Origin of the sequence: Paenibacillus oleatilyticus, assembly GCF_018998565.1 — a bacterium.
Taxonomy (GTDB): Bacteria; Bacillota; Bacilli; order Paenibacillales; family NBRC-103111; genus Paenibacillus_G; species Paenibacillus_G oleatilyticus.
Map to the genome: position 1 here is coordinate 323,927 of NZ_JAHNZO010000001.1, position 26,115 is coordinate 350,041.

Consider the following 26,115-nt stretch of genomic DNA (forward strand, 5'->3'; position numbering starts at 1 on the left):
CTCCCCGGCGCCTCGCCGTACTATTAACTTATTAAGAACGAAGCGAGGGAAAAACGAAAAGGCGCATGGCGTCTCTGACACCCGGCTGCCGCCGTCAATTCTTTTCCCATAAAAGTCGAAGGAGCCCTTTCAAGCGCCTCGCTTCGGTATTCATATGCTGAAGATCTCCGAGGAAGTGGGCGGAAAGGTACAATAACCGCTCTACCATCTGAGCTATTCCGCCGTATAGCGGAAGCCGGACTCGAACCGGCGACCTGTCGCTTAAGAGGCGAAGTAACCCTTCCAAGCGCCTCGGTGATCTTTTGCCGTAAAGCTTTTGCCTTTCGGCGTCGGCCTTACGTGTATTATCATCGCTTATTTTCGGCCCCGCGAACATGGCGAAAGTATTACGACGAGAGAAAAAGTTTTCCTTTTTCTCCAATTCTCTTCCCTGTTACAATAAAAGGAACAGCTACGAAAGCGGAGGTTGTCCATGGCCAGAGAAAGCTTCGATAAAGAAATCCAGTTTTTGCGCATGCTGGTGCTGACCAGCGGTGCCTACAGCCGCCAGCAATTCGCTCAGCGGCTCGGCATCTCCGTACATACCTTCGACAAAACGATCCGGCGGCTGAAGGACATCGTGAACACGATGTACCAGCAGCTCCCGCAGGAGCAGGGCAAAGAATTCGCCGAAACGCTCCGTTTCAGCTACTACGAGTCCGCAGACCCGATGCTGCTGTTCTTATACCGCGCCAAGTCGCTAAAGGAATCGGAGAGCCACCGGCTGTCCCTGCTGCTCGCCGCCATGCAGGAGGAAGCGCGGACCGTCATGGAGCTGCTCGATGCGTGCTGCAGCGACCTTCCCGCGGAGCTTCCGCTGCCCGACGAAAAAACGATTCGCTCGGACCTGAAATATTTGGAGGAAGTCGGCGTAATCGTACGAGAGCCCGGAGGACGGCCATACCGGTACCGCGTTCACGACCGGCTCGTCAAGGACCTAACCTACGAGGAGCTTCTCGATCTCTACGATTACGTCGACATTATGGCGAATACGCAGGTGCCGTCCGTTCAAGGCTATCTTTTACGGGATAGTGTGAAGAAGGCTTTGCAGCATGTGGGCGGAGCGGAAGACGTCACAGGGGAGCCCTTTCTGTACAAGTACCATTATTACTCGCGCATTCTGGATGAAGCGCATCTGTTCACCCTGCTTGGAGCGATCCGGCAGCGCCGGAAGGTGCGGTTTCTCTATTTCTCACCCAGAACGCGCAAAAGCTACGCGTCGAAAAATACGAACCCGCTGTTCGAACGCGAAACCGAGGGAAAAGAGGTCGTGATGCTGCCGCTCAAGGTGATCTACGATCACCAATACGGCCGGTGGTATTTGCTCGGCTCAGAAAGCCGGCAAGGGATCGTGAAGTTCCGTTTGGAAGGCTTGACTCAACTGAACGAAGACGAGGCCGTATCCGAGGAAACGTTCAGCGAGAAGCTGCACCTGTTGGAGGAAAAAACCCGCTACAGCTGGCTTATCGATACCGGAAGGCCGCTTACGGTGCGGGTACGGTTTTTCAGCCCGGAGGCTCCGCAGCCCAATTTCGTCAAGGAGCGCGTGCTGCTTCAAGGCCAGTGGGGAGAAATTACGGAAGAAGACGAAGCTTCCTTTATCTATGAAATCAAAGTGCACGGGACGACCGAGATCAAGCCTTGGCTTCGCAGCTTCGGCTCCAGCTGCGAAGTACTTGCACCGGAGCACCTGCGCCGGGAGCTGATTGAGGAGTGGAAGGAGATCGCAGCGTATTATGAATCCGTTTGAGAAAATTTTTAATTACCAGGTCATGTCCCGCCTCCACGAAACGGGCACGCTCGCCGTCACCTCCCATGAGCGGACATGGCTTAAAGCGATGCTGGAGCACCCGGCGTCCGGGCAAGCTTTTACTCCCGAGACGCTGGAGAAGCTGCAAAGCATGCTCCAAGGCGACCCGACGCTGGATATGAAGGAAGGCTTCGGGGAAAAGGCCAAGAGCAGGGAGCATCAGGTCTACCATCCGCTTTTGCGTTCCTTGCGGCGGATCATGCTGCGGAAGAGCGGTATTCTCATCAACCACCGGATCAGAGACGGACGGATGTTCGAGGAGCAGCCGGGCTTTCCGTTCAAGCTGGAGTACTCGATGGTCAAACGGGAATGGTACTTGATTTGGTATCATCTCCGGTATCGGGCGCTGATGAATACGAAGCTGCAGCATATTGTGGAGCTTGCGGAGCAAACGGTTTCGGCGGAGGAAGCCGCGGCTGTCGAAACGGATATCAACCACATGCTGGAGGCCCGGAAGGAATCGGCGGTCATCGAGGTGGTGCGCGAGTATAATAATGAGCTGTCCCGCATCCTCTACGCCTTCTCGTGCTTCGAAAAGCAAGTCGGGTACGACGACGCGGCAGACTGCTACACGATCCGGCTGACGTTCCTCGGGGACGAGAGCGAATATATTTTGTCCAAGCTGCGCTTTCTCGGCAAGCGGGTCCGGGTGGTCGAAGGTGACAAGCTCAAACGGCGCATGAGGGAATCGGCGGCCAAGGCGCTGAGCCGGTACGGGGTAACGGAGGAGCCGCAGGTTGTACCGTGAACGACGGTAGGCCGGGTAGAAAAAGGGCGGGCCTCGGCCGAAAACCGATCGGTAACCTAGTGGCGCCGCTGTTAGGATGACGCGTCGGGCGTTGGATTGGTCTCTGCCGGGAAATCGAGGGTACCCGAGCTCGTGGGATACTCTTGCGAGGCCCGGAGACGCTGGAGCGCTCGGTGAGTTCGATGGCGCGTGAGGAGTTCTCGACGACGTTGGATGGCTCTAGGCTCTAGGCTGCGCTAGACGCTCGATGATGCTCTTTGATACTCTATGATGCGCTTGACACCGGTGGATGCTCTTTGACGTTCCATGATACGTTAGACGCCCGACGGATACTCTTTGATGTTCCATGATACGTTAGACGCCCGACGGATACTCTTTGACGCTCCACGATACTCTAGACGCTCGATGACGTAATACTCTATGTTCGTGCTATGTGGCGTTCGATGAAACTTACGCTCTGACACTCGATGTGCATTTGGAAGTGCGTTTCAGCTCACAGTGCACATTACTTCCGATGGTCACTCTGCTCTTATGCGGCCATTCGTAAGCAATGCGGCAATCCTCATCTTAGTAGTGACTTTCGCAAAACCAGATAGAGGAACTCAGATGCGCTAAGACACCTCAAATAGCCTCATTCCGAAAAATTGAGGAACTCAGGTGAGCTATTGCCACGACATGACAACATAATCCGGCCAATCCGGCATCATTCGCCAGAATAGAGGCACCAAGTTCCTCTATCGCCCCCGGCAACGAGCAAAACAGCCGAATAGCGAACGTCAGTTCCTCTATCCCTGGAAATCTCCCCCTGCGATCCGTCATCCAAGAACCATCATCTAAGAGAAATCAACGCCGCACAGGGCTTGCAAACCGCATACAGCAGCGTAGCGCCAACGCAAGCTTGGGATTCGCGTGCACCGAATCCCAAGCGCGTCGCCCTATGAGCGCACGACCTTGCCCGCGAACGATATCCTACAGCAGCCAATTGCGAAATGGAGCAAATAGCTCCGCTCCAATAGCTTCACGTCCAACAGCTTCACGGCAAGTCGTGCAAACACTTCCACCAACGAACCGAAAAAGGAGGTGTCCCGATGTACGCCATTCATTGGCCTAATGTGATTTTGTTCGCTCTTCTTTTCCTGGCCTTTCCGATCTATGTCGTTTACCGGCTGCAAACGATCTCCCGCAAGCTATCCCGTATCGAGCAGCAGCTTCTCGATCAGAAGCGGGCAGAGCTCAAGGCGGACAACGCCCGCATCGCAAAAACGCAAGAGCCCCCCACCGCCTAAGACTGTTTTGACAACAGCCTTTAAGCGACAGGGAGCTCAGCGCATGCCTCCCGGCGAAACCGACGACTTATGTCGCCGCTACAACCTGCTTATAGTAATCGTCGATGAGAACGGCCTTGCCGCCGTTCAAGCGGGACTCCTCGGCCGCGAACGCCATCAAATGGCTGCGCACGGAGGCGCTGGCCGAGGTCAGGCTTTCCCCGCCGGCGTTGCTCCGCACCTCGCGCAGGAAGCTGCGCACGATGCCGCTGTCCCCTCCGCCGTGGCCGCTCACCTGCGGCGGGATCTCGATCTCCGTCTTCTGGTGCATCAGAAAATCCATCAGCGTAATGGTGCTCTCTTCCCCGCGAAGCTCGCCGCGCGTGCCCATGATCTGGATGCGGCGCTCCTGCTCCCGCGTGAAGCCGCACATGCTGAACATCGCCGTAGCTCCGCTCGCGAATTCCATGTTGACCACCTGATGATCGACCACGTTGTTGTCGCACTTGTAGACGCAGCGGCCGTACGGCGAGTCGCGCAGGCCCTTCACGATGTTCTCCCGCGTCAGCTCCTCCGTATAATGGCGCGCCCACGCTTTGCCTTCACCGAGGTAGAACCGCGGGGCAGAGTAAGGACATTCCGCCTCCACCGCGCACCCGTCGATACAGTAATCCGTGGATCCGGCGGGCGCATTCCCCGAATGAAAATGCATCAGCGAGCCGAACGAGCTGACCTTGACGCACGGCTCATCCATCAGCCACGACAGCACATCCATGTCATGACACGATTTTGCCAAAATCATCGGACTGGATTTATCCGAATTGTTCCAGTTGCCGCGGACGAAGCTGTGAGCGATATGCCAATAGCCGACATTTTCGTTCAACTGAATCGATACGACCTCACCGATGCGGCCTTCCGCGATGATTTTTTTCAGCGTTGCCCAGAACGGCGTGTAACGCAGCACATGGCAGATCGTCAGCAGCCGGTTGTTTGCCAAGGCCCTCCGTTCCATCTCCACGCATTCGCGCGGGTCCGGCGACATCGGCTTTTCGAGCAGCACGTGGTATTTGAGATCCAGCGCCTGCAGCGTCGGCTCGTAGTGCATCCGGTCCTGGGTGCAGATCATGGCGATATCCGCCATCTGCGGACGGCTGAGCAGCTCCTCCCACGTCTCGAAGCAGTTTTCCCGGGAAATACCGTGCTCGGCTGCGAACTTTTCCCGGCGCTCGGCGTTGGGCTCCGCAACGGCTACGAACTTCAATTCATGCGGACAATCGAGCGCGTACCGCGCATAGCCGCCGGCCCCTCTCGCTCCGGCTCCGATCAAGACGGCTGTCATTGGTTTCATGCTCTCGGGCTCCTTTTTCCGAAAATTATATTCATCAGCCGACCTTAGGCCTTCCCTTACTGCCAGCCGACTTTCGCGTTGTTATCCTTGATCAGCTTGTTCACTTCGTCGACGACTTCCTTGCCGCCCTTCGCCATAAACTCGTCTACCATCTTATCCCAATCCGAAAACGGCCGCTGGCCGACGATCATTTTCGTCTTTTCGTCGTTCAGGAACTGGGACAGCTCGGTCCATTTCGTATTGTACAGCGGCGACTGAACAGCCATCACAGGGCTGAGATAAATTTTGGACGTTTTGAGATACGCGACCACCGATTCGTTAAACTGCCTTTCGAGCGGCGACTTCGAGCCTTTGATGAACACTTCCAGGTCTTGGTCGTTCGGCGCCCAGCCTTCGGTGTTGATGTAGGCGCTCGGCGCGACGTTGGAACGGTTTTCCTTAATTGGAATCGGTACGCCGTCTTCCATTTTGTAGCCTTTGCCTTCTTTGCCGTTCAGCCAATCGTACTTTTCATTCTTGGCGTTACGCTGGTCCGCCGGTGTAAATTCGCGGAAATAGTCCATGATTTCGAGAATGCGCTGCACTTTCTCCGGATCGTTCTTCAGCTTGGCGCTCAGCAGATACATTTTGTAGTACCCGGCCAGCGAGCGGATGCCTTGGGTGCCGTCCGGCGCTTTGAAGGCCGGCAGTGGCGCAAGCACGGCATTCGGCGCGTTCTCGGCCAGCGTCTTGTAGTTGATCAGATTGCCTCCCGGCTCCTCGTACCAGATTCCGACTTTCCCGGCGTTAAACGCCTTGAACACGTCGTTGTAATTCGTGACGGCCCAGTCTTTCTTAATCGCGCCTTCCTTGTACAGATCCGTCAGGAACTTGACGACCTCTTTACTGCCTTCGCCGATGTCGGGAATGTACTGTCCGTTCTTGTCCTTTTCGTACCATGCGCCGTAATACGGGCTGAACGTAGGGCTGTAATAGATGTTTTTGGCCAATCCGAGGCCGATCGTGTCGTCCTTGCCGTTGCCGTCCGGGTCCTGCTTGGCGAACGCGATGGCAACTTTTTTCAGCTCTTCGTAATTGGTCGGCATCGGCAGTCCCAGCTTATCGAGCCAATCCTTGCGAATGACCGGCTTTTTGCCGCCCTTGGCGTTGAAAAAGTATGGAACCGCATACACTTTGCCGTTCACCTTGAGCATATCCCAGACGTTGGAAGGCACCGGCTTGAACGAATTATATTGGTCGAGATAGTCGTTCAGCGGGAGAAAAGCGCCCTGCTTCGCCCATTTCATATAATTGGCGTCCACCAGCTCCATGCCGATGACGTCCGGAATATCGCCGGAAGCCATCGTGACGCTGAGCTTCTCGTCATACGTATCCCAAGGGACATACTGCGGCTTGAAGTCTACGTTAAACTTCTCATTGATCACTTTGACCGCTTCGCTGTCCGGCCCGGGTACCGGATTTTCCCACGTACCGGAGAACCAGGTGATCGTTATCTTTTTATTTTTGGCGTCCGCACCGCCTTTGCCGGCGTCCGCCGCACCCGAGTTCGCTCCTCCGGAGCAAGCTGTCATACTGCCCGCTACGGCGAGCGAAAGCAGAACGGAAACAGACCGTTTCATTGTCATGGATGCATATCCTCCTTAAGGTGTAATGCTATGGTACATCAGTCAAACCGAATATCCAACCCCTTAGCCTTTGACCGAGCCCAACATCACCCCTTTCGCAAAATGCTTTTGCAGAAACGGATACAGCACGAGAATCGGGATCGTCGACACCAGAATCGCCGCCATGCCGATCGTTTCCGCGGGTGGAACCTGCAGCCCCCGAGCCGCCTGTACCCCTTCGGACAAAATATTGCCCGCCTGACTCAAAATCACGATCTGACGCAGCATAACCTGCACCGTCCATTTGGCCGGATCGTTCAAATAAAGCAGCGCCGAGAAATACGTGTTCCAATGGGCCACGGCCGAGAACAGCCCGAAGGCAGCCAGCGCCGGCTTGGACAGCGGAAGAATGATGCGGGCATAAATTTGCAGATCGTTAGCCCCGTCAATCAGGGCCGACTCCGTCAGCTCATGCGGAATATTGAGAAAAAACTGCCGCATGACGATCAGGTTGTACGAGTTGATGGCGACGGGAAGAATTAACGCCCAGTACGAGTTGATCAGGCCGGTAGCGCTGACGATCATATATGTCGGAATAATGCCGGCCCCGAAGACGAACGTGAACAGGACGAGGAACAGAAACACCCGTTTGCCGAGAATGTTGCGCGACAAAGCATAAGCCATCATCGATGTCAGCAGCAGGTTGACGAACGTGCCCACGACGGTGACAAAAATGGTCACGCCGAGCGAACGCACGAACGAATCCGATTGAAAAATATAGGCGTACGCATCGAGCACAAAGCTTGTCGGAACGAGCAGCAGCTCGGTCTTCACGTACTCCGAGTAAGAAGTAAACGACACGATAGTCATATAGTAGAACGGGAACAGCATCAGCAGCGCGATGATCACGAGGAGCACCCCGTTAACGGCCCCGAACGCTTTTTCCTGCCATGTGCGATTACGAATCATAGCGTTTTGCACCTCCGTATCTTGCTTTATGCCCCAGCCGCAAGTAAGATTAGAACACGCCTTCTTCGCCGAAGCGTTTAGCCAGACGGTTCGCCCCGATAATCAGCAGCAGGCCGACGAGCGATTTGAACAAACCGACCGCGGTGGCGAAGCTGTAGTCGGATTCGGTCAGCCCTTTGACGTACACATATGTGTCGAGCACGTCACCCACCGATTTGTTGAACGGGTTGAGCATCAGGAAAATCTGTTCAAAGCCCGAATCGAGCACGCTGCCGAGCCGCAAAATAAGCAAAATCACAATCGTGCTGCGAATCGCGGGCAGCGTAATATGCCAGATTTGCCGCCAGCGGTTGGCTCCGTCGATGACGGCCGCTTCGTACTGGCTCGGATCTACGGCGGCCAGCGCCGCGAGGAAAAGGATCGTGCCCCAGCCGGATTCCTTCCAGATCACTTCGAGCACGACGAGAGGCATGAACCAGCCCGGCTCCTGCAGGAAGGCAACGGGTCCGATGCCGAACAGCACATGCAGCAGCTTGTTTACCAGTCCCTCCGACTGGAGGAACACCGTTACCATGCCGATCACGACGACCCAAGAAATGAAGTGCGGCAAGTAGACGATCGATTGAATGAGGCGCTTGAACCATTCACGGCGCACCTCGTTGAGCATTACGGCGAGCACGATCGGCACCGGAAAGGCGAAGGCGATTTGCAGCAAGGACAAGTACAGCGTGTTCCAGAGCACCCGCAGCACTTCCTTGTCCTGGAAGATGCGCTCAAAGTGCTTCAGTCCGACCCACTCGCTGCCCCAGAAGCCTTGAAATGCGCTATAATCTTGAAAAGCCATCATATTACCGGCCATCGGCAAGTACTTGTATACGATAAAGTACACTAGGCCCGGGAACAGCAGCAGATACAAGTAACGCTCCTTCCACATCCGGGTCAACAGCAGTTGCCGGCGCGAGCTTCCGGACACGGACTCCGCTGTCATACGGGAAGGGCCCGGATCGGGCGATGCCTTGGCTGTGAATTCCGTTTCCATAAGAAAACTCCTTTCTCGGTTTCATTGGGACTTGCGGCAGGTTCGCACCCCTTATCTTGGAACCGCTTCCAGTCTATTTTGAGACTTAAGGGCCGCCCCCATCCCGGGGCTGTAATGTTATAATATAGTGACAATTCGCCTCCGGAAACCGTCGCTATTGCCGTTTTATCACGGTTTTCGGGATTTCCGTAAATCAGTGAAACATTCGAAAAACAGACATATGGCATCCGATCCGCCGCACGAAGGGAGAAAACCGCCTTTGCCAAGCATCCTCCGCATCAAAATGAAAGCGCGTTCCGTCTTCTTTAAGCTGCTGCTCAGCTTTCTCGGGGTAATCGTTCTTCTGGTCATCTTCGAGCTTCTGACCTATGGAGTTTTCCGGCAAAGCCTCCGCGATGAAATCATCAAATACAATACGGTCAATTTGACGAATACGACAAACGATTTCGAGCAGCATTTTGAGCTGCTGGAGAATACGATGCTGAATTTGTACCTGAACCCGCGGCTGCAGGAGCTGAACAACAAGCCTTATCTCGATTACGTGGCAGCCAACAAGGTGACGGACTATCTCAGCAATACCGTATCGAATCAGGCGCTATATTTGAACAATTTGTTCGTGTACGATGTCAGGCATTCCCTGATGCTGGAGAAATCGCGAGGCGCGAGCCCCGAATCCATGTTCACCGAATATTACGTCAATCCCGTTTACACCTACTCGTTCTGGAAAAAGCAGTTCGAGCAAGCCGGCCCGATGACGATCTATCCGGCCGCTTCCTACCTGCGAAACGACTCGCCGGGCGATACGACCGGTCCGGTCTGGCCCATGCTGGTCAAAAGCCGCTTTTATCCGGATTTCATGATGCTGGCTTTTGTCGATGCGGACCGCATGTTTCAAGCGTTCCACCGCTCGGTGAATGACAACTTTTACGTCTTGGACGCGAGCGGCCGTCTGCTGTTCGCTTCGGGCTCCGCAGCCGATGAGCCTCTGCCTGCTCTGCCTCCGGGACAGGATTGGGTGAAGGCGGATAGCCAGTACTTCTTCTACACCACCGGATCGAAAACCGGATTCACCTATGTGAATCTCGTGCCGGACGGCCATATTTCGTCCCAATTAATCAAGCTGAATCTGACCTTCGTCGCCGTCCTGCTCGTCGCCATCGCAGCCAGCGTCACGGTATCCGTCTTGTTCACCGTCCGGTTCAACAATCCGGTCCAGCGCATCGTCGAGTCGATCAAAAGCTTGAATGAACAGGACACCGTGCCCCGGCACGACAACGAATTCGAGCTCATCCGCGGCAATATCGGCTTTTTGCTCCAGCAGCGGCATTTGCGGCATCAGGATCTGGAGGAGAAGCATGCGCTGCTGCGCTATCACAGCTATATGAACAAGCTGAAAAAAATCCGCGGGCTTCCTGTCGCCGGTGCGGATCATCTAGGGGAACAAAAGCCGTTCCAAGTCGTTCTGTTCCATCTCTCGTTCAATCACCCGTTTCACACGGAAATTCAAGCGGAAGAGGAACGCGCCGCGTCGTACATTCGCGAATACATTAACCATGTCGTCACGAAGGAGCTGGAAGGGTCGCTCACGTTCCAAATCGAGCGAAATCAGATTTTATCGATCGTGTACCCGGAGCCGGGAGAGGAAGACCGCTTGCGTACGACGCTGGACGGCATCGTCGGCGTGCTGAGCACGGACAAAGCCTACTGCTTCCTTACTATTGCCGTCAGCCCGCTGCATGCGCATACCGCTGACCTGACCGACGCCTACGAAGAGGCGCTGGAGATGATCCGGCACCGGCCGTTCGACGACGAGACGGTCGTGCTTGAAGCCCCGAGCGTCCCGCAAGAGCCGTTCGTTGTGCCCGATGCGCTGATGCAGGAAATTAAAGCGAACTTGCAGGCGGGGAACGCCGCGAACGTGCTGCAGGCACTGCGGCGCCTTATGGCGCAGATGGAGAAAAGAAAGGCCGACGCGCTCGCCTACCGCGAGTTTGCCCGCGAAATCACACACAAAACGACCCGGCTGCTGCATGGCATGGGGCTGGACAGCGGAAAATTAACGGACCTTGAGCCGGAGCAGCTCCATACCGTCTCCAAGCTGGACCGTTATTTCGAAGCGATGATCGGCGAAGCCTGCCGGCGCATCAACAATAAAAAAGAAGCCGCCGACCCGATTATTACCGGAGCGACCGCTTATGTGACGGAGCGATATACGGAAGATATTACGCTGGATCTCGTCGCCTCTTGGCTCAACATTACGGGAGGCTACTTGTCCACTTATTTTAAAGAAAAAACGGGAATCAACTTCCTCGATTTCGTCAACGACGTGCGCATCGGCAAAGCGAAGGAGCTGCTGCGGCAGACCGATCTGCGCATTCAGGATGTCGCCGGGCAGGTCGGTTACCAGAACATGAACTCGTTCAACCGGATGTTCAAGAAGATTACCGGCGTTACGCCGAGCGAGTACCGGCGATCGGGGACGCAGATGTAGGCGAGCCGGGGGTTCCGGCCGCCTTCCGGGCAATGGCGCCCGCGAAAGCGGCCGCTCAATTCATGTCAGATGTCATCCGGGATATCCAATCCGGCCTCCTCTGCCTGTTCAAGATGGTATTTCGCCAAGCTCTCATCCGCGAATTCCTTTTCGTTCCGGTAGATTCGGGCCAGCTCGATATGGGCATGCGGATAATCTCTTTCCAAAGCCACGTTAAAATAAGTAATGGCCGCCGGAATATTTTTGGCTATGCCCAAATCTTGACTGTACACGATTCCCAGGTTGTAGGCCCCCACATTGCTGCCCGCTTCGTAAGCCTGGCGGTAATAATGCAGCGCCTTTTCGTGATTCCCTTTCAAGTCATGAATATAACCAAGCCAACCAAAGTCCGGCGAGCCCAATACTTCACCCTGCTCATAATGCCAGAGCGCCTTGTCCAAATCCTGCGGCACCAGTTGTCCCTCGTAATAGATGGCTCCCAGATTGTTGTGGGCAAAATCAAGGCCGCGTTCTGCGGCTTGCCCGGTCCAGTACAGCGCCTTATCCGCATCCGGCTCCGTCCCTACGCCGTGCCGGTAGCAGGCGCCCAGACCGTTCATGGCATAAGGGTTGCCTGCGGCTGCGCCCTTTTCGTACCAGTAGAAAGCCTTATCGTCATCGAGATAGCCCTCCTGGCTGTAATACATTTGTGCCAGGTTACTCATCGATGGGGCATAGCCTTTCTCGGCCGCAAGGGTATCGTAGTGGAACGCTTTCTCGTAATTGCCCGCTTCGTAAGCCTCCAAGCTCAAGTTGTACAAAGTTTCGACCGGTGTGTATTCGTCTACGCCACCGGGATCGGGGCTGCCCGCTTTGGCATAAGCCAGCAGGCGCTTGCGTACGTCGGCATCAAAATAATAGTTATAATAAGTATCCTCCGCATCCTCCAGCACCTCGGCTTTATCGGCCCTCGCCAGCCCGTATTGCCCTACCGTATAAACTTCAGAGCCTTTAAAGGCATAAGCAAAACCGTCAATCGGCGCTTTCCGCGCCACAAGCTCGAATTCATAGTCGCTCAGCCGCTTTTCGGGCGAATAGGCAATGCTCCATAACCCGTGGCGCTTCAGCGCGAAGGCTCCCTCATACAACCACACGATGTCCTCGTAATCGTCCAAAGGAAATAACCACGAAGGCTCGTCCGGGTCCCCGTTAAAAATGCCTTTTTTCCCGTCCTTTTGCGCCAGCACCAGGTTGCTCGACATGGAATCAACGACGGCTTGCAGATCGATCAGAGCATCGTATTCATAAGGCAGCAGAAGGCTTTCCTGCCGCTTGCCGAAAGCACCGTGCTTTTTACCTTTGCGGAGGATAAGCAGATTCGGGAAATGGGTTTGCCGGTTCAGCTTATCGAAGCCCGACACGCAGACCGTGCCGTCTTTTTTGTACAAGGTATGGTGATTGGCATCCTTGTGCGGCTTGACCAGAATAAGCCCCTCGCCGATCGGCTCCACCGCAGTTAACGGAAAGTCTCCGATATAGTTCCAAGATTCGTTGAAGATTTTGCGGTTTTTTCGCCCTTTCACTGTCGTATGGTAGAACTCCCCGCCGAACTGGAAGGCCTCTTCATGCTCGAAGGGTACGATGACGGAGCCGGATTGATCCAGCACGCCCCAGCCGCCATCTTTTTTCCCGGTAAAAAAAATGCCGGCCAGCGCTTCCAGGCTCTCGTACTCGGTCGGCGTAACCGCCCGGCCTTCGAGATTGATAAGTCCGAATTTATCGTCCCGTTTGACAATGGCGGAAATCGTACCGTATTCAAAATCGAGAGCATCGTCCCATACGAGCGGGATGACGGTTTTCCCGGACTTATGTACATAGCCGTACTTGCCCGCCCGGGAGACCACGGCGAGATCTTCGCAGCTGAAATCGTAAAATTCGTCAAACTGCGGGCTGAACAGGATGCTGCCAGCCTTGTCTTTCAGGCCCCACAAGCCGTTTTCCTCAAAAATCTCTACATCCGCCTCGTCTTCGTAAGGCTCCCAAATCGACGCCCAGCCGTATTCGTAATTCGGGTAATTAAGCAATTCGGCAAACGACTTAAAGCCAGGGTTCACATCCATCAATTCGGAATAGCGCAGCAGCGAAATGTCATCGTTGTCCATCGCCTTGGTGATGATCTCGTTGTTGTGGGCAATATTCGCCCGCCATGTTTCCGCCTGCTCGGCATGGGGGATATCATCCATATTGAACACGTCCCACGCATCCAGATGGAAATACGGGAGGTCTAATTTTTCGAGATAGCTCAAAAGCTTCGTTTTGGCTTCGGCAAAGGCTGCTTTGTCTGCAATCAGCCCTTCCTGCTTCTCCAGAAACTCGTAAAACCGCTTCAGGTTATCGATTCCTGCCCGGGCATTGTAATACAGTCCCGCGTTGTCCGGCTCCGTATGGTTGTTATAATTATTGCCATCGATAAACCCTCCGTCGACCAAGAGAGGCTGTAAACATAGGGGCATTTCGTAGCCCCATTCCATCATCATCGTATCGTCATCCCGCGCTTCGGAAGGGGCGCTGACATTGTATAAATAGACTCTGTGCGACATCGCTGTTCTCCTTCGTAGGCCGCCGCAGCGGACAGCCTTTGTTTATGTATGTTTGTCGCGCTTCCAGACGCGGTAGCGTTCCGAAATGACCGGCTCGATGATCCGGTAATTCTCGATCGTATCTTCCACGTGGTAGATCGTCGGCAGGCCTGCTGCCAATAGTTCCGCGAAATCCGATGCCGTATAAATATCGTTATGAATATTCAGGTATTCGCGCGCAAACGCATCCGCCTCGTCCGACAGGTCGTTCGAGGTCAGCACACCATCCCAGTTTGTGCGAAAAAATTGGGCGCCTGTCATTTCATCCCGTTTCACCAGCTCGATATCCGGCAGATCCCGTTTCCGGCTTTGATTACGGAGCAAATCGTTTTTGATCACCCACGCAACGAACATGCCGGTCGGGACATAAGCTTGAAATATGTCCAGTTCTTGCGGAAAGTCCCCTTCGTAATGCCACTTCGCTTTATCGAACACGTACAGCTCTTTTTCCTTGATCTGAAACAAGACGTCCGTCGGTTCTTCGGCGAAGCCTTTAGCTCTCAGCTCATAAGCCCGTTCATTCAACCGGTCGACGGCTTCCTCCTTGGTTGGATACGGCTCGTAGGTCGGATTCATCGTCTTTTTATCAGGATACAGCCGGCCTTTGATGACGTTCAGGATATAGACCTGCGGTCCTTCCGTAATGGTCAGATGCACATAATCTTTAAAGGTCTTTCTCTGCTTGGTTACTACCGTTTCGATCTTTTTCGTCATTGTTCTCCCCAAATCCATACACGAAGTTAAGCTTCTGTAGTTACCAGCTTACCTTGGAATGCATTTTATGGGAATCCTGCAAAATTACCAAACTCAACCTGCTTTCCTCCAGAGAAAACCACTCTTCAATACCGCCTGCCGCGGACTGGAATTTTTTCCGAAAAACCTATTTCCGTACACCATTTTGCTATATACTGGTACTATTGTGCATGTTGGATACAGATTTTAGAAAAAGTTGGCGGAGTGAAGCATGAACAACCTATTTTTGCGCAAGTTGACAATATTCCTATCATTACTGGCTTTATGCTCGGGCTGCAAATTAACCACGGGTGCCCCATCATCTGCGCCTGCAGAATCAGGAACAACGACCCAGATGGCGACACCGACGGCTCCTCAGACGCTGGCTCAAACTCCTGCAGCATCGGAAAAACCGAAGCCGCCGGCAGCATCGCAGGCGGAAGTTCCGCCACCGAAACCGGTTACCGCGCAGGAGTTGCCGAACGAGGGAACTTATGCAAGAGCCGGGGAAAACCCGCTTTGGCTGGGCAGGGCCGAAATTAGCAAGCGGGACAATGGCGTTTATCATTTGGAAGTGAATGTATCGAGTGGGTTCGCTCATAATATCGGGTCCATGGAATCGGATTTTACCATCGCCTTCGGGAAAGTGAAATTGCTGAATGAAGAGTACGATAACGTATCGGTAACCTTCGCCGAAAACCGACTCGTAATCGACTATCCCGATTCCAAATTATTCGGCGGTCATAATGCAGAACCGCGAGGCACTTATTATTTATTGAAATCGCCGATCGATTCCCCGTTTCTTGCCAAACTTTACGATGCGGCCAAGATAGAACCATCGTACCGGGAAGGGTTCACCGATATCCGGACAGTTAACGCGGATCAAGGAAAACAGCTATTGCTGCTTCAATCGTACAGTGCGGTCGATCGATCTAACCTTGTTTCGGAGCAAGTGGTGATCTATGACGAGCATAGCAAGGAGTTCAACGTCATTGGCGAAATCGATGCGGTAAACCGAAGGAAGGTAGCCGATCGTTTAATAGGCTTAGGTTACTCGGAAGATACAGTATATCTGGCAACACGAAAAGCCGAATTCGACCGATACCAGGAGAAGATGATGCAGAGATTTGATGACGAAGGAAACTCCGGGCTGGAAGCCCCCCTTTCCGAACAGGAAGCGTTCTTTATTGCGACCGGAATAGGAGGAGTAACAAGCCATGCAGACAACCGCCGCAATGAAGACAACATCGGCTCGATTTTCATTCAAGAAGTTTCCTCATCCGACGATGAGAATGTGACCATCCACGAGTACGAAGCGGTCCGTAATGGAGACGATGACGAACATACGGCAACGGGAAACTGGATTCACGTAAACCGAGCCACGGGAAGAGTGACGGATATGTTTGACGAGAAGTAGAGCGGGGTGCAGCTTGGAGGTTGTATCGTCAGCTACGGGAAGCAAAAAAGCAGGGGCCTAAGCTCCTGCTTTTTAACATTTTTATCTACACATGAACCATAACTTCCTTGCCTTCTTTACGTTTTTTGGCATACTCAGCCGTTGCTGTAAAAAGTACGTCGGAGGAAGAATTGAGTGCGGTTTCAAAAGAGTCCTGTAAAACACCTATGATGAAACCTACACCAACGACCTGAATCGCAATATCGTTCGGAATGCCGAATAAGCTGCACGCCAGCGGAATGAGTAAGAGCGATCCGCCGGCAACACCTGAGGCGCCTGCGGCTGCTACAGCGGATAGAACGCTAAGAATAAGCGCCGTACCAAAATCCACCTTAATGCCAAGCGTATGAACAGCTGCGAGAGTCAGGACAGAAATCGTAACCGCCGCGCCCGCCATGTTAATCGTAGCACCTAAAGGAATGGATACCGAATACGTATCCTTATCGAGCCCCAGTTTTTCACATAATCTCATGTTGATCGGAATGTTTGCAGCTGAACTTCGAGTAAAGAATGCGGTAATCCCACTTTCCTTCAAGCAAGTAAACACAAGTCGATATGGATTTCTGCGAGTATTCAGGTATACGATTAACGGATTGACAACTAGCGCTATACATAGCATGCATCCAATAAGAACGAGAAGTAATTTTCCGTAATCGAGCAAGGAAGCAAGCCCGTTTGTTGTAATCGAATCAAAAACAAGTCCCATGATTCCTAGCGGTGCTAAATTGATTACCCATTTGACGATATGGGATACCGCATCCGAAAAATTAGCAAGCATGTTTTTGGTATGATCATGAGCACTTCTTAAAGCAATGCCAAGAAGGATGGCCCAAGCCAGAATCCCAATATAGTTGGCATTCATTAGGGCGTTTACCGGGTTGTCAATAATCTGAAAAAGCAATGTCTTTAATACTTGTACAATTCCCTCGGGTGGAGTCAAGTCTTTGACACCTTTTACAAGGGAAAAGCTGACCGGAAATATAAAACTTGCAATAACTGCTGTCAGCCCGGCCAGAAAAGTACTTATCCCATAGAGGACGATAACCGCTTTCATGTTCGTTTGATGACCTTTTTTATGTTTAGAGATGGCGGACATCACCAGGAGCAAGACCAATACAGGCGCAACCGATTTTAAAGCGGTTACAAATAAAGAACCGAAAATGGCGATCCCCTTTGCATTAGGAACCGATAAAGCCAGTATAATACCAATGATAATTCCAATTAGTATTCGTTTTACCAAGCTCAATCGATTCCAGTTTTGCACTAATGTTGACATGAATTCCCTCCAGTTTCAATGTAGAAATATAACTAACCCAGTCATCAGTTGTCATGAGGCAAGTATATTTAACGTTAGTTTAACACGAAAATTGTCCGTTGTGTGTACGAGTGTAAAATTTATAATAATGTCCTATTTTTTTACTAATTGGCTACATTAAGTTATAGTCTATTTTAAATCTTCCCGTTCACTTTTATACATCCATGTTCCATCTTACTTCCCTTTATGACGAAGGAATAGAATAGTTTGTCGTTTTGATCTAAAACAATCTCCCACCCCTTGGAAAACAAGAACCAAATTTTCATTGGACTCACGATAACGGGGACCCTCTCGTTTCTCTAACACTTCCTTAAGGACAAATCGATTTTTCTTGCCTTCTGTCGGCCCATCATAAATAGTTAGAAACTCGCTTAGCTCGTCCATCGGATTTACGCCTTCCACGTACATATAGCCGTTAGTCAAAGGGAATAAATGATTATTGTAACCAAGATTTTCCAATCGGCTCCCGATGCATCGGAAGAATCAGAACCGGCGTACATTTCATATTAACTTCGAACAAAACCAATAAATAATAATAGACTGATGAAAAGAAGTAAAAAACCAACTGCCCTTTTAACAATGATTATAAAACGTGAAGGCTCTTTTACCGACAAGAAAAGCTCATCAGTTCTATAGTACTTCATATATTTGGGAAAAAATAAAAATCCTATTGATAATAATAGTAGAACGATTGCTTGTATTATTAACATGAATGATCCCTCACATTAGACTTCCGCCCCATTTTTCCGAGCCTTGGACTTAATATATATCGGATACAGTGAAGACTAAAATAACCTTAGTCCGGAATACTGCCGAACTAAGGTTAACTGAAATACTCTCTGTCCTATTGCCCACAGGATATCCTATAACCTGGCAATGATCATAAAACGTTCAGAGTTGGTTTTAATTCCTTTTTCAGTTTGATTTTCCGCAATAAATTGTTGAAGGATTTGAAAATCAAATTCGGTTTGTCCAAAGTTGGGGATAATCGGAGTGTGCTTCAAAAGAAAAATCAGATCCTCGGCCGTCTGGTAAAATTCAATGACGTTACAATCAAATGACTGTATCTCTGTAAACCCCGCTTCGCTCAATTCTGCAATATATTGATGTTTTAATGTGCCTTCAGTTATCCCTAACGCCTGCCCTCTTCCGAACGCTTTTTTAATATTTAACTTGTCATTTTCGCTTACTTGCTGAGTCAGGAATATGCCTTCCTTATCCAATACTTTTGCTACTTCTTTAGCATAGAAAGCCGAATGTCGACAAGTAACTATATTAAAGAAATTTTCAGGAAAATGTAGTTCTTGGGCGTCCATCTGTAGAAAACGAACATTCGCTCTGCCTGAGTTGGCCAAATTGTTAGTTGCGGTTTCGATCATTCCAGTTGATTGATCAATCCCCACTAACAGCAATGCGGCTTCGGCTATTGATAAAATCGCTTCGCCACCGCCTGTGCCGATATCCAGTAACAAATCCGACTTCTTGCATGCCTTTGTTACTTCGCTGTAGAAATCCCATTTTATTCCTTCCGAGCTACATTTCACATTGCTGAAATTCCATCCGTTGGTTTTTCCAACTTTATCATAAAATTGTTTATAGTCCATTGAATTCATTGTTATTCACCTTCCAACGAGGATAAAAATCACAAAACGGATGACCGATATCATTCAATGTGCAGTTTCTGGATCAAAAGGGCAGACCTTTCCCTTGATGGCTGGTACGCGTTTTTTCCAGCCCGAAAACTACATACTTCGAACGATACGGAAAGACATCCATTTCACCTCATTTGAAAGATTCATTCAATTATAGTTTGAATGGAGTTTGTCAATCAAGGGGCAGAATTGTGCAACTTCCGGCTTCACTAAACTCAACGCCTTTCGATTCACTTGCATTCAAACAACCCTGTCAATACCACTCATCTTCAGAGTCTTCTTCGTATTCTCCGGTTAATATTCCGTCTATGTAGACGGCGGAATTGTTTATAAATTCATCCCACGTTAAGTCTGGTATGAACCCAAACTGCTCATGATCCACATCTAAAAATGCAAACTTATCTTCCTCGGGAACCCATAGTAGTACGCCTAAAGCGTCATATCCCTCAACTTCCCTTAGTAAATCCAAAACAACGTAATCTTTCCATCGAAAAGCCGTCACTTCAAAAATGGTTCTAAACTCTACAAATTCAGCACAAGTAGATTCTTTTAGTTGTATCGTTTTATTCTCTGTTCCTAAAAAATCTACAATCTCTTTCCGTAGGCCCATTGATATTAATTCTTCTTTTCGTTTGTGTGCGTCATGCCATTCTATTGGTTCAAGAAGTTTTATTTTCGACGCAAGCAGATCATTCTTAGCTTCCTTAGCACAAACATAAGGTCTTGCGCCGTATCGATCTTGGATACTTAGATCCGCACCATTCTCCAATAAGAAATCCACGATAGCTGTATGTCCTTTTGACACAGCTACATGAAGCGGTGTAGGGTTGGAATGGAGACCTGATCCACAATAATTTATATTTGCCCCTTCCCTCACCAAAAATTGAATAACTTGCAAATTTCCATCAAACGCTGCGCCTCGCAAAGCTTTGCCACCGTGCTTATTCATATCAATACCAGAGTCTACAAAAATTTTAAGATCAATATCGTTATTCCACGATATGGCTTCCTCCAATGCGGAACTCTCAAAACGATTCGTTGCATTGATGTCTGCACCTTTTGATAAGAGATAACGAATAATCTCTTCATTACCATATCTAGCCGCAGTCACAATTACGGGGTTGCTTTCATCATTTAAAATAGCTCCGTTGTCAGCGAGTAGCCGAACAATATCAAACTGTCTATTTTCAAGCGCATAGTTTATTGGTAATTCTTTAGAGTTGCCAACAACAATTTCTTCGTTAACATCCATACCATTCTCAAGTAATTCTACGATTCGATTGATATTTCCATTTTTTATATCTTCGGAATTTGGACCCATCGCTTCATCTCCATAGTTCATGATCCCAACCAAATCCGATAAAGTAAATATACGTTTAGCAACAATGTACCTGCTCCTGATAATCTGCTGTTCAAAAACAAAAATGCAGTAGGCTTTATGTATTGCTCCTTAATTTGAGAGGGTTTGCTTGAAGCGCGAAGAAGATACTAAACAAGGCCTGAGCACAAGGAAGTTCATTCAGTCTAAACCTCTCTCTTATCTTTAGGACGATAAATGATTCTTACATAATCTGAATCTTTATTATCCATATCACCTAAGTATCTTCTTTCATGCTCCGGAATAAGCTCGTACAGTTCCTTAAGTTTCTCCCTAGAATAGTCCGAAGGATGTTCAAGATATCTATAATAGGCTTCTCTACATTTTTCTAACGATGTTTTCTTGTCATTCAGTTTAGAGTATAGATCCATTAGTTCCTTATACTTTTCTTCTTGTTTCGTTGCATAAAGCCCCTTTTCAAGCGTTACTTTCGCAAAATTATCCAAAACAATTTCAGTTGGAGTATTGAAATCTGTAAAGAAAGTTCCATTTCTAAACAATTGTTCTAATTCAGATAATTCATAATTAAATTCAAAACTTGAATTATAACAAGTCACTCGCCCATCTTTATAAACCACTAAATTTACCAAATAACTGATGTCCTTGTGCTTCATGAAGATTGTGAACCCTTTACCATCAACTGTTTGATGATAAAACATTTCACTTTTCACATAAAAATCTTTTGCTTCGGGTGAGTATGTAACTTTCCATTCGGGACATTTGGAACAAGCCAATTGATTTCTATTTTTTCTTTGAGCCCGTTTAAATCAACTAACTCCCAACAATTAATCATTCCATCTTCGTATACATCAAGATTTATGTAATAATATTGCATATTTTTAATAATACCCGGGATACAAGTCCCCTCTATTGTTCTTTGTCTACTAATTTTTTGCATTGGAATGATCACCGTCCAAAATCGAGATTGCTAATAGAATAATGAGCAATATAAGTAAAACAAATTGTAGAAATTTGGATTGTTTCGGAGTAATTATATTATTGGACAAGAGATACTCATTAATAGAGCGTAATACGAACATGGTTATTAGAATTAGTACAGCACGAATAATTTTATCTGTTATCTCCAACTTTAAAATACTCCCTTAACGCGGCTCCAGTAAGATGGTCCATATTCCTTTCTTTTATCTGAAATAAAGCCGCTGGCCCATCTACTAATCAAATACTATTTTTACACCTCTGTATTCTAGTGTTTCAACAAGAGCCTCTATAAGTGGCCTATTAGCCCGTTCTTCAAAATAGAACTCTGGTTCGTACACAAGTTTATTTATAAAACGTCGTCTATAATTAACTTGCTTCCTCCATGAATGTTTATCTAAGTACTTTCTTGCGACACCGTAATTCTTCCATGTAAGAGTGAACGGCCCGGTAGTACCAAATCCTCCAAATAAGCAATCATCCAGCGAGGGTAGATCAAAACCAAAATAGCCTCCTGGGCCATTGATCGCTTCTCCCATTGCGCAAAAGAAGGAGGGATAATCCGTCACGTATGTTCCATCTAAAAAAAAGTTCTCTTTTTCACTAGATCTATTCCATTCTCGTGTAGTCAGATTATAGTTTTTGACAGCTTTTAGCCATGCTCTCCTCTCTGGTAAATCTAGAACGGCCCATTCATTGATATGTACGGGAGGAGATATTCTCCACTTGTTCCAAATTTCTATTTCCGTACGATTTGCAAACGATTCTAAAGAGCCTTTGAATTGAATATCCAGGAAATCCTCTGGAAATCCGATTTTATGATAATAAATTTCATCATATATGAGAAATGTATAGCTCCCTATGGGATTCTTGTCATTATCGAGAATACAGACATACACCGATCTATTCATCGATTGTTTTTTTCTTACAATATATTCCTTAAACTCGTTACAAAAAACAAACTGTTTACATTGGATTTTATGATACAAATGATCCTCGTCTTCATAGATCTTTCCGCTCAGACCTACGATTTCACTGCAATATCCGATTGTTAACTCACTGTCATGATCAATGATGGAATAGTTCAATTTTTCACTTTATCTCCTATGTTAAATTTCCATATACGAGCCTTCCAAATATAGCAATCCCATGAACTCCTTGTTTCATTAGAAATCACACTCATCTATTGTATTGGTCAACTCAGCCCATCTGGCCGATAATAACTTTGCATAATCCAGAGAAAATAATCCATAGTATCCTAATGAATATCCGTCATTAACTTCTATTAATAGGGTTTGCCCTTTATCTGTTAATCCAAAATCTACTGCATATCCTTTAGGAGCAGTTTTGTATTCTGCGACAACATCTTCAACAACTTTATGATCGTATTGTACTCTCCAGTCGCCTCTATATCTTCGAATGTCTAAAATCCTTCCGTATCTAACAAAACATCTCCATTCTGCTACAAAATTGACAACCTCCGAACATAATATCTCCGGATCTTCACCAAATGTACCACAGCCGATTAAATCCTTGGTACTTCTAACTACTACTCCTGTAAACTTTTTATCCTCTATCGGCTTTATAAATACATTCCAATTCTCAGGATTGTTCGCGATTATGCTTAGTTTGGAATTCCAAACCTTTCTCCCTAGGTAATCCTTTAATTCCTCTGGATAATCAATTTCAGGTGTAATTATATTATGTTTAAAAAGTGCTTTTCTAACATCGTCAACATAGCTAACAACGATATCTTCTTTTTTACTATCGGATAATTCTGCTATATCTTTGAAATAATTAATTTCAAATCCCATTTGTTTAAATCCGTCATAGGCTGCATAAAAATTGTGGCTTGCAATTTCGTTGTCAAAATTTTTTCTTATATATATCTTCATTTAAGCACCTACATTCTAAGTTAACTCTGATAGAACCTTCTGGCATATGCGCGGCGAATGATTGAAATTTTCAAGCATCTGCGACCATCTGTAATTAGTCTCGGTTATCGAGTTGTTACAATAGTAAAATTATACCACATATTTCGTAAGACAGAAGTCGAAAAAGGTAGAAAAAAATAGAAGATAGAACCCAAGACAATTAATTAGAAGCCTATAAAAATCTTCTCCTTGCTCAGGTATGTGTCCTATAACTTATCTGCATCGTTGTTTAATTCAAGCATAAGAAATATACTTGGAATTATGGAAGGAGCGTGAAAAACATGGAGTTCACAATCGGAAAACTCAAGTAATATATGGTGGTTCATATACAAGCGACCACCAATTTTAAAGACAGGTGGTTAAATATGTCAAGTAAACCGTACGAAATCATCGAACGTCCCCCAACCGTTCTGGAACATAAAACACTATGGGAAGCGGTTGGTTGGGGAAAAGTCAATATAGAGATGACCGAGCAATCCATTGCTAATTCAGTATATTGTTTAGTTGCAATAAGCGATGGAAACGTAATCGGAATGGGACGGATTGTCGGCGATGGAGCAATGTACTATTATATTCAAGACGTAGCTGTATTACCTGAGTATCAAAAGATGGGAATAGGCAAGCAAATCATCGAGAAACTGCTGAACTATATCAAAGATAGTTGCTCTGGAGCCGGTTTTGTCGGTCTATTCGCCTCGCATGGAAAAAATGAATTTTATGAAAAATTCGGATTCCAAGACCATTCGCCCGGCATGACAGGGATGTTCTTAGTAGTAGATAAATAGTATGGAAAAAAACAAAGGCAGGCTGCTAATCTAATCTTTCAACCAGAACACCAAAAACCCGCCAACGGACAAATACTGCCCTTCCGGCGGGTTTCGTTCCTCTTCCCATTCACACGGACATCGTCTCCCGGATCGGGATCGTCACGACAAGCCTCGTCCCCTCGCCCTCTCGCGAATCGAGCTGCAACTGCCCGTTCAAATGCAAGACACGACCCTTCATCTGCTCTACGCCCATCCCGGAAGATCCAATCTCCATGCGACGCGCCTCCGTACTTTTGAATCCGACGCCATCATCCTCATAAGTTAATACAAAAGCACGATCCGCGACCGTCATCGTAAACGTTACATGCGAAGCTTGCGAATGTTTTTTCGCGTTGTTAAGCAGTTCCTGAATGATGCGGAAAATATGCTTCTTCGTCGTCAAGTCCTTCGCTTCGATGGCAGATGCCCTTTCCTCCTTGAACTTGAGCACGAACGGCGTATGGTACGCTTCCTTGTCGAGATACGACCTTACCGTTTCGATCAGCCCGATTTCCTTCAGCAAAAACGGATTCAATTCGAAGCAGCTCTGGCGCAGACTGTTGTTGATCATCTCTACGAAATTGACGATGTTGTTCAGATGCTCTTTATCTTCTTTATTCATCGCGTATTTGTCCAGCAAAGAAATGAATCTACGTTTGAGAAAAAACAAGTCCTGCATCGTGGTGTCATGGAGATCGGCTGCAATCCGCAGCCGCTCCTCTTCCTGCAATTCGAACATGACTTTGCGGAACCACTGAATATCGTGCGCCGATTGCTCGTTCGGAAGCTGCGAAGCAAGAAGCTGCATTTTCGAAGTCAGCTTGCGAATTAAATGAACGTTCTCCAGGCTGACTTCCAGGTACGAGGTAATCAAATGCAGCCATTGAATTTCTTCTTTCCCCAGCAAGGTATTCGCTTTATTCCGCGTAATAACCAAATAGCTGGTATATTGTTCATGCCGGTGAATCTCGATACAGGTGTACAGCGGGTGTTCAGACAAAGCCGACGTTTGGAGCAGTTGCTTAATCTCTGCCGCATCGATATCCCCTTCAGCGATGATCTCGGTATCGTGCTCATACTGGAATACAATGGCCCCGCCCATCACTTCGAGCGTCTGAACAATGTCGACAAGCACAATGTCCTTCAGTTCGCGAAAGCTTGAGATGACCCCAAGGTTTTTGGAAATTTTCTTCAAAGCGGTACGGAGTCTGAACTTTCTCGGAAATAAAAACGCTTCAAGTCTCGTTGTAAAATATTCAACTGAATACAGAACGAAGGAAATCATGGCGACAGAGCCCGCGAAAACAAACAAAATCTGCTTCTCATCGGCGAGATTCTGAAATAAGAATGCGAAGATTGCCGTAAATAGCCCCGATGGTACAAGGGCAAGCAGACAAGCAAAACCAAAGCGCCGAAGCACCAGACCAATATCGTACAATTGGTTAGAGGCAATCAAGTATGCGAATGAGATCGGGAAAAATAAGATAAACAAGCTTGTATAGACGGCATCTATTTCCCGGTGAGAAGCGAGCAATTCGGGAATAAATGAAAAACAGATAACCGGTAAAAATGAAATAAACAAGGAGAACAAAACACTCTTAACAATGCTGGATAGATAAGATCTTTCTTTGCGAACTTTGAAAAACAATATTACCAGGATGCTGATATTCAGCATAAAACCGGCAATGAACAACCACAAAATTATAGAAGCATCAAAACTGTAAATCGTAGTTACCATCGGAGGATAGAAATATAGGAGTCTTATTACGAAACCTGTCAGAACAACCCCGTACAACAATTTTAAAACTCTTGTAGGTAACTGTATATTACCTTTTTCCTTAAAAAAGACAACTAAAAAATGATAAAAAACAATAGGCAGCACAATCATAAAGTTGCTTATGAGAAATTTTCCAAAAGCATCTCCTCTCACGGAGGCTCCTCGACTTAAATAAATGATAGCGCATGATAAAAAAAC

Annotated in this window: 18 protein-coding genes and 1 pseudogene; 6 read left to right on the top strand and 13 right to left on the bottom strand. The window is 48.3% G+C overall.

What is annotated here, in order from left to right; translation table 11 throughout:
• Positions 1-472: 472 nt before the first annotated feature.
• From KQX66_RS01465 to KQX66_RS01475, 3 genes are all read left to right on the top strand, one after another.
• On the top strand, positions 473-1,789 hold the full coding sequence (locus tag KQX66_RS01465) for a helix-turn-helix transcriptional regulator (RefSeq protein ID WP_216788923.1): 1,317 nt from the start codon (positions 473-475) through the stop codon (positions 1,787-1,789).
• Positions 1,776-2,597, top strand: a complete 822-nt coding sequence (locus tag KQX66_RS01470) for a WYL domain-containing protein (RefSeq protein ID WP_216788926.1) — start codon at positions 1,776-1,778, stop codon at positions 2,595-2,597. The genes KQX66_RS01465 and KQX66_RS01470 overlap by 14 nt, the downstream gene beginning before the upstream one ends.
• A gap of 1,088 nt (positions 2,598-3,685) precedes the next feature.
• Positions 3,686-3,883, top strand: coding sequence for a hypothetical protein (locus tag KQX66_RS01475; protein ID WP_216788928.1), 198 nt, complete (start codon positions 3,686-3,688; stop codon positions 3,881-3,883).
• A 67-nt stretch (positions 3,884-3,950) separates the two neighbouring features.
• Here the strand turns inward: KQX66_RS01475 and KQX66_RS01480 are convergent, their stop codons facing one another.
• From KQX66_RS01480 to KQX66_RS01495, 4 genes are all read right to left on the bottom strand, one after another.
• Positions 3,951-5,210: a Gfo/Idh/MocA family protein gene (locus KQX66_RS01480; protein ID WP_216788930.1), complete on the bottom strand. Its 1,260-nt coding sequence runs from the start codon at positions 5,208-5,210 to the stop codon at positions 3,951-3,953.
• 56 nt (positions 5,211-5,266) lie between these two features.
• Complete coding sequence (locus KQX66_RS01485; protein WP_216788932.1) at positions 5,267-6,835, bottom strand: extracellular solute-binding protein; 1,569 nt, start codon at positions 6,833-6,835, stop codon at positions 5,267-5,269.
• 63 nt (positions 6,836-6,898) lie between these two features.
• Positions 6,899-7,783, bottom strand: a complete 885-nt coding sequence (locus KQX66_RS01490; protein WP_036679200.1) for a carbohydrate ABC transporter permease — start codon at positions 7,781-7,783, stop codon at positions 6,899-6,901.
• A gap of 49 nt (positions 7,784-7,832) precedes the next feature.
• Positions 7,833-8,822 carry an ABC transporter permease gene (locus KQX66_RS01495; RefSeq protein ID WP_284439765.1) on the bottom strand — a complete coding sequence of 330 codons (990 nt, stop codon included), beginning with the start codon at positions 8,820-8,822 and terminating at the stop codon, positions 7,833-7,835.
• Between the two features lie 259 nt (positions 8,823-9,081).
• Here KQX66_RS01495 and KQX66_RS01500 point away from each other — a divergent pair, with 259 nt between their 5' ends.
• On the top strand, positions 9,082-11,313 hold the full coding sequence (locus KQX66_RS01500; RefSeq protein ID WP_216788934.1) for a helix-turn-helix domain-containing protein: 2,232 nt from the start codon (positions 9,082-9,084) through the stop codon (positions 11,311-11,313).
• A gap of 65 nt (positions 11,314-11,378) precedes the next feature.
• Here the strand turns inward: KQX66_RS01500 and KQX66_RS01505 are convergent, their stop codons facing one another.
• Positions 11,379-13,892, bottom strand: a complete 2,514-nt coding sequence (locus KQX66_RS01505; RefSeq protein WP_216788936.1) for an SEL1-like repeat protein — start codon at positions 13,890-13,892, stop codon at positions 11,379-11,381.
• Between the two features lie 42 nt (positions 13,893-13,934).
• On the bottom strand, positions 13,935-14,645 hold the full coding sequence (locus tag KQX66_RS01510) for a DUF7832 domain-containing protein (RefSeq protein WP_216788938.1): 711 nt from the start codon (positions 14,643-14,645) through the stop codon (positions 13,935-13,937).
• 250 nt (positions 14,646-14,895) lie between these two features.
• Between KQX66_RS01510 and KQX66_RS01515 the strand changes: the two genes are divergently transcribed.
• Positions 14,896-16,080: a hypothetical protein gene (locus KQX66_RS01515; RefSeq protein ID WP_216788939.1), complete on the top strand. Its 1,185-nt coding sequence runs from the start codon at positions 14,896-14,898 to the stop codon at positions 16,078-16,080.
• An 85-nt stretch (positions 16,081-16,165) separates the two neighbouring features.
• Here KQX66_RS01515 and sstT read toward each other — a convergent pair whose 3' ends face one another.
• The 6 genes and pseudogenes from sstT to KQX66_RS01545 all read right to left on the bottom strand — a co-directional run bounded on the left by sstT (position 16,166) and on the right by KQX66_RS01545 (position 23,295).
• Positions 16,166-17,395 (bottom strand): serine/threonine transporter SstT, encoded by a 1,230-nt coding sequence (gene sstT / locus KQX66_RS01520; protein WP_216788940.1) that lies wholly within the window; start codon positions 17,393-17,395, stop codon positions 16,166-16,168.
• A 902-nt stretch (positions 17,396-18,297) separates the two neighbouring features.
• On the bottom strand, positions 18,298-19,047 hold the full coding sequence (locus tag KQX66_RS01525) for a class I SAM-dependent methyltransferase (protein WP_216788941.1): 750 nt from the start codon (positions 19,045-19,047) through the stop codon (positions 18,298-18,300).
• A gap of 292 nt (positions 19,048-19,339) precedes the next feature.
• Positions 19,340-20,407, bottom strand: a complete 1,068-nt coding sequence (locus KQX66_RS01530) for an ankyrin repeat domain-containing protein (RefSeq protein ID WP_216788942.1) — start codon at positions 20,405-20,407, stop codon at positions 19,340-19,342.
• A 203-nt stretch (positions 20,408-20,610) separates the two neighbouring features.
• A pseudogene (locus tag KQX66_RS38645) lies at positions 20,611-21,362 on the bottom strand (DUF7638 domain-containing protein).
• A 274-nt stretch (positions 21,363-21,636) separates the two neighbouring features.
• Positions 21,637-22,488, bottom strand: a complete 852-nt coding sequence (locus KQX66_RS01540; RefSeq protein WP_216788943.1) for a barstar family protein — start codon at positions 22,486-22,488, stop codon at positions 21,637-21,639.
• 78 nt (positions 22,489-22,566) lie between these two features.
• Positions 22,567-23,295, bottom strand: a complete 729-nt coding sequence (locus tag KQX66_RS01545) for an ATP-grasp domain-containing protein (RefSeq protein WP_216788945.1) — start codon at positions 23,293-23,295, stop codon at positions 22,567-22,569.
• 404 nt (positions 23,296-23,699) lie between these two features.
• On the opposite strand from KQX66_RS01545, the gene KQX66_RS01550 reads away from it, so the two are divergent.
• A complete protein-coding gene (locus KQX66_RS01550; protein ID WP_216788947.1) occupies positions 23,700-24,119 on the top strand; it encodes a GNAT family N-acetyltransferase in 420 nt (139 codons plus the stop codon).
• Positions 24,120-24,228: 109 nt separating this feature from the next.
• Here the strand turns inward: KQX66_RS01550 and KQX66_RS01555 are convergent, their stop codons facing one another.
• Positions 24,229-25,452, bottom strand: coding sequence for a sensor histidine kinase (locus tag KQX66_RS01555; RefSeq protein ID WP_216788949.1), 1,224 nt, complete (start codon positions 25,450-25,452; stop codon positions 24,229-24,231).
• Positions 25,453-26,115 lie beyond the last annotated feature (663 nt).